This is a genomic window from Candidatus Desulfolinea nitratireducens (assembly GCF_982879505.1).
In genome coordinates, this window is the sequence record NZ_CEYOSI010000141.1 from 1 (window position 1) to 9150 (window position 9150).

8 protein-coding genes are annotated in these 9150 nt (G+C 47.1%); 3 read left to right on the plus strand and 5 right to left on the minus strand.

The window, feature by feature from the left end:
- Window positions 1-556: Gfo/Idh/MocA family protein (locus AC3DOM_RS12215; RefSeq protein WP_487919326.1), on the plus strand; the 556-nt coding region annotated here is incomplete at its 5' end.
- Between the two features lie 194 nt (window positions 557-750).
- Here the strand turns inward: AC3DOM_RS12215 and AC3DOM_RS12220 are convergent.
- From AC3DOM_RS12220 to AC3DOM_RS12240, 5 genes are all read right to left on the minus strand, one after another.
- Window positions 751-1887 (minus strand): hypothetical protein, encoded by a 1137-nt coding sequence (locus AC3DOM_RS12220; RefSeq protein WP_487919327.1) that lies wholly within the window; start codon window positions 1885-1887, stop codon window positions 751-753.
- A gap of 177 nt (window positions 1888-2064) precedes the next feature.
- The gene (locus tag AC3DOM_RS12225) at window positions 2065-2616 is read right to left on the minus strand and encodes an NUDIX hydrolase (protein WP_487919328.1); all 552 of its coding nucleotides are present in this window, start codon (window positions 2614-2616) and stop codon (window positions 2065-2067) included.
- Between the two features lie 70 nt (window positions 2617-2686).
- Window positions 2687-5119 carry a GcvT family protein gene (locus AC3DOM_RS12230; RefSeq protein ID WP_487919329.1) on the minus strand — a complete coding sequence of 811 codons (2433 nt, stop codon included), beginning with the start codon at window positions 5117-5119 and terminating at the stop codon, window positions 2687-2689.
- Between the two features lie 231 nt (window positions 5120-5350).
- Window positions 5351-6160, minus strand: coding sequence for a CBS domain-containing protein (locus tag AC3DOM_RS12235; protein WP_487919330.1), 810 nt, complete (start codon window positions 6158-6160; stop codon window positions 5351-5353).
- Between the two features lie 18 nt (window positions 6161-6178).
- Window positions 6179-6967 (minus strand): hypothetical protein, encoded by a 789-nt coding sequence (locus AC3DOM_RS12240; protein WP_487919331.1) that lies wholly within the window; start codon window positions 6965-6967, stop codon window positions 6179-6181.
- A 193-nt stretch (window positions 6968-7160) separates the two neighbouring features.
- Between AC3DOM_RS12240 and AC3DOM_RS12245 the strand changes: the two genes are divergently transcribed.
- Both AC3DOM_RS12245 and AC3DOM_RS12250 read left to right on the plus strand, forming a co-directional pair.
- Entirely contained in the window at window positions 7161-7943 is a 783-nt protein-coding gene (locus AC3DOM_RS12245) for a DeoR/GlpR family DNA-binding transcription regulator (protein ID WP_487919332.1), read from the plus strand.
- 57 nt (window positions 7944-8000) lie between these two features.
- The gene (locus AC3DOM_RS12250) at window positions 8001-8996 is read left to right on the plus strand and encodes a metallophosphoesterase family protein (RefSeq protein ID WP_487919333.1); all 996 of its coding nucleotides are present in this window, start codon (window positions 8001-8003) and stop codon (window positions 8994-8996) included.
- Window positions 8997-9150 lie beyond the last annotated feature (154 nt).

Below are 9150 nucleotides of genomic sequence, written 5' to 3' on the forward strand. Positions count from 1 at the left end.
GGATATTGGCACCCATGCTCATAACCTGGTGCGTTTCATTACCGGGCTGGAGGTGTCAGAAGTGGCTGCTGAGGCCGGGACGATCGTTCCCGGTCGTGTGATACAGGATTATGCGGGGGCATTGCTTAGATTTGAAAATGGCGCTCGGGGCAACTTTTGGGTAACCCAGGCAGCTGCCGGTGTGGAAAATTGCCTGCGTATTCGAGTTAGTGGCACCAAGGGAACATTGGAATGGATGCAGGAGGTACCGCAACAATTAACCTTTAAGCCCTTGGGCGCTCCCTCTCAAAACCGGACACCGAATGGGCCGGGGACATACCCACTGTCCGCACGATCCAGCCGGATCGTTGCCGGTCATCCGGAAGGATTCCATGAGGGCTTTGCCAATATCTATGCTGACGCAGCCGAGGCGATTGCAGCACGGCGCTCAGGTAAAAAAGCCGATCCATTGGTGCTATATTTCCCGAATTCATTGGATGGTTTGCTGGGAGTGCGCTTTGTCAATTCTGTGATTGCATCGAGTAATGCAAATAGCAAGTGGGTATCGTGTGACTAGGATTTGAAGATGATCCCACGACAGAAGTTTTTCCATCAGACCGTCATCCCCTTTGACCTAAACGGGAATGCCTTGGAGAGTACTCGCGTTATTCTTAAAAAGTCTTTCAGAAAAAATGGGGGATGAAGTGGTTCCAACCACCACGTCTGGGGTAATCAGATCTTTAGTGCAAAGACCGAGATCATTGGCAAAGTTTAACCCCCGACTACGCTGGTTTCAACTTTATGGATCGGGAGATAACCCTGACTGGCTAACGCAGCGGAGGGAATTGAGGCTTCGTCGGGTTTATCGGATAATCCAAAGAGCAGAGCCCCCTTGAAAAGCCAATCCAAGGCTCGTTCCCGAACCTCCTGGGTAATCATGATCTCTTGGGAAAGTCTTTCATCCAAAGGAGTAGCCTCACCCATTTGGCCCATATGGGCTACCGTTGCCAGATATTCCTGCGCCCGAAAAGACTTGAAGGGGGTTGGGTCGCCTTGCTGCATCCGGGCAAAGACATCCTTGTGGATTTCCCGCACCCCAACCGGCAATTTCTTTGCCTGGGCCTGTACATCGTTCAGGAATTGATCAAATAGTAAAACCCCTCCCTTGCGGATGTCCTCGGCCAGTTTTTCTTGCTCATATAGCCCAGTGCTTATGATCAGGCAAATATAAACCAGGTAATCCTGGTTGTCGGTTGTGAAGGGATGAAAATCAGGTTCGTTGAACAGGTTGTATGATTTTTCGAAAGCTTCCGCATCGAACTCGCTGCCGATCAAATCTTCCACAGTAGCGAAAGCGGCCTCTACCCGCACCTGGTTAATGACCTGATCGTTGCGTCCTCGCGCTCCCACACAGGTTTTATCCAGGTCTAGAATGATGGCAGTGCTTTCGTCAATATAAAAATCATGCCTGGCAAGGTTCTGATCAAAATCATTGAGGTACTCCCAGCGATTGGCTAAATATAGCAGGCGCCTTTCTTCTTGTTCGAGAATCTCGAGATATGGTTCATCTTGTATTTTTTCCGCACAAATAAAGGCTATTCCCGGCCAATCGCCAGCCGCACAGATTTTGTTGAAAGCGGTAGCATCGTTGAGGCGCGTATCACCGACAAAGAGCAGTCGGCTGATTATTGTTCCGGGAGCCTCAAGTGCTCGTGCACGTTTGAGCAAGTGACTGACCAGGTTGGCATAATCAGTGGATGTCTTGCGCGGAATGCTCTGATCATGGATATTAACAATGGCGCGCAATTCTTCCAAAGATGGTAAACGTTTATCAAGCGAGTTCAAACTGCGGAAAACAATATTATCACCTAAAAACTCACTGATGGTTGAACGTCCGTATAATTTCATGATCGAAGCTCCCAATGAATTTTATCTTTGTCTTGGAATAACTGGCCTATTTTATCATCACTGACTATTCATCCCCTTCCTGTATTTTTAAGGAGAGTTTAGCATCCTCTCTGCCTTTTTCGCTTGCAGGTCGGTTTTGTCCATTGATTTTAAGTGTGTGGGGAAATTGTATCTTGCCTACTCAGGTGATGGATTTGGATAGTTTTTAAGCACCTCTAGCGCAGATGGATTGCCTAGATACCAGTGGATGATCTGTTCAAACCAATAGCTGAGAATAAAATCTTTGTTTTTAACAAGTTTTTCTAATTCAGGCAAGCTGTAATATTCAATTCCCTCAACTTCAACAGGGTCAAATTTCACCGCATTGGGGTTAACAAATCCCCGGTAAAGCTCACTGATTTCATTGTCGTTTGGACCATACTTCATTTTGAATTTTATGAGTGGCTGTATTTCAACCCCGGATACACCCATCTCTTCAAGCAGTCCCCGTATTGCTGCCATGTAATAATTCTCGCCAGCTTTTACATGTTCTGAAACTGAACAATCCAAGGCCAAAGGCGAATGCATCCTGTCCTTACTGCGTTGTTGTACAAGTAGCTTCCCCTCACGTGTGAAAAGAAGAACGTGTACGCCTCGGTGCCATAATCCGCGTTGGTGAACATAAGATCGAACTTCTTGGCCAATAACTATATCGTCATCATCTATAATGTCAAATATTTCATCAGGCATCTTGATTTTCTTCTTTTTATATGGACAATTACAGAGTTGAGGAGAGGGGAATCTACGGATCCCTTTCGTCCTAAGCCTTGATGCGTTCTCCTTTTGGATCCCAAAGTGGTGATCGTGTTACTGCTGCATCAACCTGTGTTCCGAAGAATTCAACCTTCAATTCAGTGCCAGCCTTGGCGTATTCCATTGGCAGGTAAGCATAAGCGATGCTATTTGCGATCGAATAGCCGTATCCACCAGATGCTACCCATCCGATGATCTCATCGCCAGACCGGATTGGCTCCTTGCCCAGGGCAATAGTGCGGCTATCGGAGATGGTCAGGCAGCATAGCCTCTGTTTCAGACCGGATTCTTTCTGTTTGAGCAGGGCTTCACGCCCGATAAAGTCTCTTTTTTTCAGGTTGACGGCAAAGCCGAGACCGGCTTCAAAGGGTGTATAGTCTGGGGTGATTTCACCGCTCCAATAACGGTATCCTTTTTCCAGGCGGAGCGATTCAATCGCCTTGTATCCAGCTGCTACCATTCCCTCGGGTTGACCGGCTTCCCAGAGAGTATCCCATAAACGCAGACCATATTCCATTGGGCAATAAAGCTCCCAGCCCAGCTCGCCGACATAAGTCACGCGCGAAGCGTTAACCGGGACATCACCAACGGTTATCTGCTTGGCAGTCATGTAGGGGAAGCCCCGATTGGATATATCGTCTGATGTTACTTTTTCCAGGATCTTACGTGCTTTGGGGCCCCAAATACCAAGACAGGTATAAGAGGAACTTACGTCTTTTATCGTCACAGAGCCATCTTCGGGCAGATTAAGGGAGAGCCAGGATAGATCATGTTGTCCAAAGGCAGTTCCGGTGATGATAAAGAAACGGTCATTTTCCAATCGGGTAACAGTGAAATCACATTCGATCCCACCGCGTTTGTTCAGGCATTGAGTGTAGATGACCGTCCCAACTGGCTGGTCGATATCGTTCGCGCAAATATAGTTCAAGAAATCCAGTGCACCCGAGCCACGGACTTCAAACTTATTAAAGGATGTCTCATCAAAAAGACCGGCATTTTCGCGGGTTTGGATATGTTCGTATCCGATAGCGCGTGACCAGTTATGACGTGCCCAGCCCTTTGGTTCGTGACCGTGCGCAGCTTTCTCTTCGTGAGGCTGGAACCAGTTTGGACGTTCCCAACCGGTCTTTTCGCCAAAATGGCAACCCAGATCGCGGAGTCGATAATAGGTGGGGGAGAGACGCAGACCTCGACGTGAGAGGCGTTCCTCGCCCGGGAAATGAATATCGTAATACTGCGTGTAGGTTTCAAGAGTGCGTGCGACGGTATAATCCTGACTGTTATAGTTGGAGCCAAAGCGACGCACATCAAGACGCCACATATCCCATTCGGGGTGCCCGTCGATGATCCACTCAGCCATGACCTTACCGATGCCGCCTGCCCCGGCCAGTCCATGTGCACAGAACGCACAGGCAACCCAGAAACCCTTTACGGATGTTGGACCGAGTAAGTATTCTCCATCGGGGGTGAAGCCTTCGGGGCCGTTTAGTAATTGCCTGATCTCGGCGTTTTCCAGAATTGGGACGCGTTTGATGGAATTTTCCATTAGCGGTCCAAAGCGATCCCAGTCCGGCGGGAGTAATTTATATTTGAAATCACGTGGGATGCCATTTAAGCCAAAGGGGGCTGGATCACGTTCGTAGCCGCCAGTGGTAAAGCCACCAACTTCCTCACGCCAGTAGACCAAAAGATCTGGATCGCGCAGGGTTGGAATATCGTGGCCTACGCCCTCAATGGGCGTGGTGATCGCGTAAAGATGAGCCATCGGGACAACTGGCAGGCTAAGACCGACCATTTTACCAATCTCTCCCCCCCATTGACCGGTAGCGTTCACCACGATCTCAGTTTTGATGCTGCCTTTGTCGGTCACTACTTCGCTGATGCGCCCATTTTCAAGATTGATCTTCTCTACATTTGTTTCCTCAAAAATACGAGCGCCGCGTTTCTTTGCGCCCGTAGCTAGCGCAATCGTTAACCCGGTGGGATCGATGACGCCATCGTTGGGTGTGTAGGCAGCACCGACAACACCGTCCAATGATATCAGCGGGAACATATCCTGAGCTTCTTTTGGCGAAACCAGTTCCATTGGCACGCCGAAGGAACCCGCCATGCCAACCAGACGCTTGATTTCTTCCATGCGCTCCGCAGATGATGCCAGGCGCAGTCCACCGACTTCGCGCCAGGCGGGATCATGGCCGGTCTCATCCTTGAGGCGCCGATATAGGTCGGTGCTGTAATGCATCATGCGGGTCAGATTTGCGTCTGAACGCATCTGTCCGATCAAACCTGCCGAGTGCCAGGTGGAGCCACTGGTTAACTCATGACGTTCGAGAATGACAACGTCTTTCCAGCCCATGAGGGTAAGATGGTAGGCGATACTGCACCCGCCAACACCACCACCAATGATGACAACTTGAGCTTGTGAAGGAAATTCAGCCATTTTTATTTATCTCCTTGATCGATTGACCCCGGTGAGGTCGTTTATGATTTCGACTTTTATAATAAATGATCGAATGACATACCCATGATGAGATTGGGTGCGGATTTCTAAATTGATTAATTTCCCGGTTCGTTGCGCGAATATTGAATTTTTGTGATGCTAGCTTCCATTAAAGGAGTGTTCATTTTAATGAAATTTCTCGCAGCAAAGCCTGGAAGTGAATTCATCCTTTTATTTTTGCCAGATTGAGTCAGGCCTTGCCATCTCGGCCACAATGTCATAGGACGAAATAATGCCTAAAGGAAATGCGTCCGGATCATCACCATCAATTACGATCAGGCGGTGAAAGTGTTTCTGAATCATCAAATTAGCAGCTTCACGAAGACTGGTGTTGATGTGGACGGTCAATGCTGGGTGCATCACATCGGCCACAGTCATGCTTTCGTCCACCCCCTTTACAACAAAATTCACCAGATCTTTTCCGCTTACCACGCCGAGATGCTTGCCTTTCGCATCAACCACCAAAACAGATCTCCAGCCTGCATCCGTCATTGAGCGGGCTGCCGAGATAATAGGTGTTTTGCCGCGGCAAACCATGATGGCATCTGACATGACATCTGCAACGGTTTCGCGTCGCGATTTTCCCTCTTTGGCTAAGCTGGAAACAAAATCAGATATGGAAATAACACCCACAGGGGTTCCATTATCGGTGACCAGCAAACGGTTAACATCCTCGTCAATTAGCTTTTGGGCCGCTTTCTTGAGGTTCATATTGGCATCAATAGTGTCAACAGGGAAAGACATAAGGTCGTTTGCTGTCAGTTTGCGCATCGCGTCAAGACTTTCAGCATCAACTGATAGCCACTCACCGGCAAGCAGGTCGTAGTCAGAAATAATGCCCAGTGGGCGACCATCACGATCAGTAACGATTAAAGCATGGACGTGATGTTGAGTGAGTAAAACGGCAACTTCCCCCAATATCGCTTCGGGTTGGCAGGTGATCACCCCGGGATGCATCACGTCACGGACTATTTTTGTCATACCAGTTTCCTCCGATTACTAGACTTCATCCACTTCCTTGTACCATTTGACACGGTCGCCAACACGAGCGCGCAGACGCCAGGCCAGCGACTTTGGTTCTTGCTCAAGCTGCTCCAGGGCTTTTGCTACTTGTGATTCAATATGCGCCTTATGCTCATTCTTGAGCTGTTCATAGCCATGTGCCAGTTGCCGTACTTTATCCAGGTTCATCGTAGTCGTACGCCATAAACCCCAGTCTGTGCTGCAAAGTTCTGCAATACGTTTGATGTTGATTGTCTCAATGTCATTATCACCCAGGGGGTGTTCAAGCAACAACATAATTGTGTCGATGACATCCTTTTCATTGATTTGAACGATTTGCATTTTTTCCAGGAGCATCTCAGCAAGAGGGATGGTAGGGCTATCGACTTCGAGACGACCATCCCAATAGATCGGGTGGCAAAAATCCAATTTTTCATAAAAAACGTCTACATAAATCCCTGTCTCAGAATTGTCAAATATCGATCGTTCACCCTCGCTATATATGAAAACCTCCCGCCTCTCAGTGTATCCCAGATCGGTCATTAAATTTTTGATTTCTTGGCTTTGCTTGCTATAGCCGGCAAAGTCGATGTCAGTATAGGCACGCCCCATGGCTTCCTGAAGGTAACCGTACTTTGGGCAGTGAATCTGAAAAGCCAGTGATCCGATTACCCTTAGTAGAATGCCGGCATCATCACTGACTTTGAGTATGCGCTGAAGCTCGCCTTCAAACTTGTCACGCTCTTTTCGATCTTGCTTGCCCATGCCAATTGAATTGTTGGACATATACCACTCCCATTTTGAAGTTTTGGCAAATAACGCCTGTTTGGGAACGCATGCCAGTTCAGGTTTGAGAATTACTTTCGAATAAATTATAGCTGAAAAATCAGTAACTTGCAAATTTCTTCATATTCTTATATAATAATTCATCCAAGCGCTTATTTCCCTTCATTTTCTGTCTGTATTGAGGCCAATTTTGATGAGTAAATTGCTTATCCCGGCTCAACGACGAGAGCGAATCCAGGAGTATCTGACACTCCATAAGATCGTCCGAACGGTCGATCTATGCGAAATGCTGGATGCGTCGGAGGCCACCGTACGTCGGGATTTGGAATGGCTGGAGCAGGAGGGCATTTTAGAAAAGACCCATGGAGGTGCGTTTCTTAGCCAGCGCATGAATATAGAGCCTGAGTATCGGCAGAGGGCCCAAAGTAACCCAGAACAAAAGCGCCAAATTGGTGCGATGGCGGCTTCGCTGATTGAAACAGGGGACATCGTATTTATTAATAGTGGGACAACTACCACCCAGGTTATCCATCAGATTCGCGATGATCCTGAAATCTCCATATTTACTAATAATTTTAATGCTGCTCACGAAATGGGAGAGCCGGGATTTCATCATTTCTCAATTGGTGGTGAATATCAACCTCGTTCAAAATCCCTGGCAGGCCGTTTTGCAATGGAAAATCTGAAGCATGTGTATGCAAACAAGGCAATTATTGGGGTGGATGGGATCAGCTTAAAGTATGGTTGTACTGTTCCATCCAATGGAGAAGCAGAGGTTGTCAGGCAAATGATTGAACGCACCACCGGAGATATCATCATTGTTGCTGATCACAGTAAATGGGGGGTGGTCTCCAACTTCCAGATCGCTACAATTGATGAGGTTGATGTACTCATTACAGATGAGGCAATAGATAAGGCTGCATTTAAATTACTTGAAGCCCATTCTGTCAAAATCAAAATTGCGAAAGCAAATTGATCAACTCCTGATTGTTCCCATTTTTAGTCAATCTGGTTCTAAACTCGGAGGTATGGCATGTCCTTTTTTTCGAAGAAAAACAAAAAAAAACCAACTCGCTTATTTTACGCAACAGATTTGCACGGCTCTGAGCGTACATATCGTAAATTTATCAATGCGGGTAAGTTTTACGAGGTAGATATCCTCGTCATGGGAGGGGATATTACCGGTAAGATGCTTATACCAATTATCAAAGAAAAGAATGGCAATTTCCGGGCTACCTTACAAGGGCGAGTTGAGAAATTTTCGACGCAAGCTGAATTAGACAGTCTCACTAACCGCCTGGGGACTTTGGGTTTTTATCACAAGATCATGGATGAGGGTGAATTCAGGGCTTTGTCTGCTGACGAAAAAGCAGTTAACAAGGTTTTTCATGAACTGGCTCGCAAGCGTTTAAGTGATTGGGTTGATCTGGCAGAGGAGCGACTAGCCGGTACCGGGAAAAAATGTTTTGTAACTGGGGGGAACGATGATGACCCTGAAGTGTTAACAGCTATTAAACGGGAAGATACAGAATCATTTTTTGGTTGTGAAGGTGATATGGTCTATGTTGATGATGACCACACCATGGTGTCTGTGGGGTTCAGTACAAAAACTCCCTGGAATACTCCTCGTGAAGTTACCGATGAGAAACTACATGATCTGATTGAAGAAATGGTGGTAAAAGTTCCAGATATGAGTAGAGCGATTTTCAACTTCCACGATCCGCCATCAAATTCCTCTTTGGATACATGTCCGATGTTGGATTGGGAAAAGGATCCGCCCGAACCCATAATCGAGAGTGGGCAGATGGTCATGCATGGTGCTGGGAGCAAATCTGTGCGTAGATCCATTGAAACTTATAAACCGATGCTTGGATTACATGGACATATTCACGAATCTCAGTCCGTCGCAAAAATTGGCCGCACTACCTGTATCAATCCAGGTAGTGAGTATGGAGAGGGGATATTGCGTGGATGCTTGGTGACCTTTGTGGATGGAGAAGTTCTTGGGTTCCAGATGACAAGCGGATAGATGATCGTTTTAGCGAGGCAACTTTTGATCAAAAAGTCACCTCGCTTTTTTTATAAGGAGAATAAGGAGGAGTTTATGTAGAGAAATGAAGAAAAGATTTTTCGACCGCACTTTGTTTATTCAACCTTACAAAAGGAGAATGAAATGACAGCAG

What these genes read in the sequence shown, in the direction of transcription:
- AC3DOM_RS12220 (WP_487919327.1), bottom strand. Translation starts at nt 1,887, where the DNA reads ATGAAATTATACGGACGTTCAACCATCAGTGAGTTTTTAGGTGATAAT.
- AC3DOM_RS12225 (WP_487919328.1), bottom strand. Translation starts at nt 2,616, where the DNA reads ATGCCTGATGAAATATTTGACATTATAGATGATGACGATATAGTTATT.
- AC3DOM_RS12230 (WP_487919329.1), bottom strand. Translation starts at nt 5,119, where the DNA reads ATGGCTGAATTTCCTTCACAAGCTCAAGTTGTCATCATTGGTGGTGGT.
- AC3DOM_RS12235 (WP_487919330.1), bottom strand. Translation starts at nt 6,160, where the DNA reads ATGACAAAAATAGTCCGTGACGTGATGCATCCCGGGGTGATCACCTGC.
- AC3DOM_RS12240 (WP_487919331.1), bottom strand. Translation starts at nt 6,967, where the DNA reads ATGTCCAACAATTCAATTGGCATGGGCAAGCAAGATCGAAAAGAGCGT.
- AC3DOM_RS12245 (WP_487919332.1), top strand. Translation starts at nt 7,161, where the DNA reads ATGAGTAAATTGCTTATCCCGGCTCAACGACGAGAGCGAATCCAGGAG.
- AC3DOM_RS12250 (WP_487919333.1), top strand. Translation starts at nt 8,001, where the DNA reads ATGTCCTTTTTTTCGAAGAAAAACAAAAAAAAACCAACTCGCTTATTT.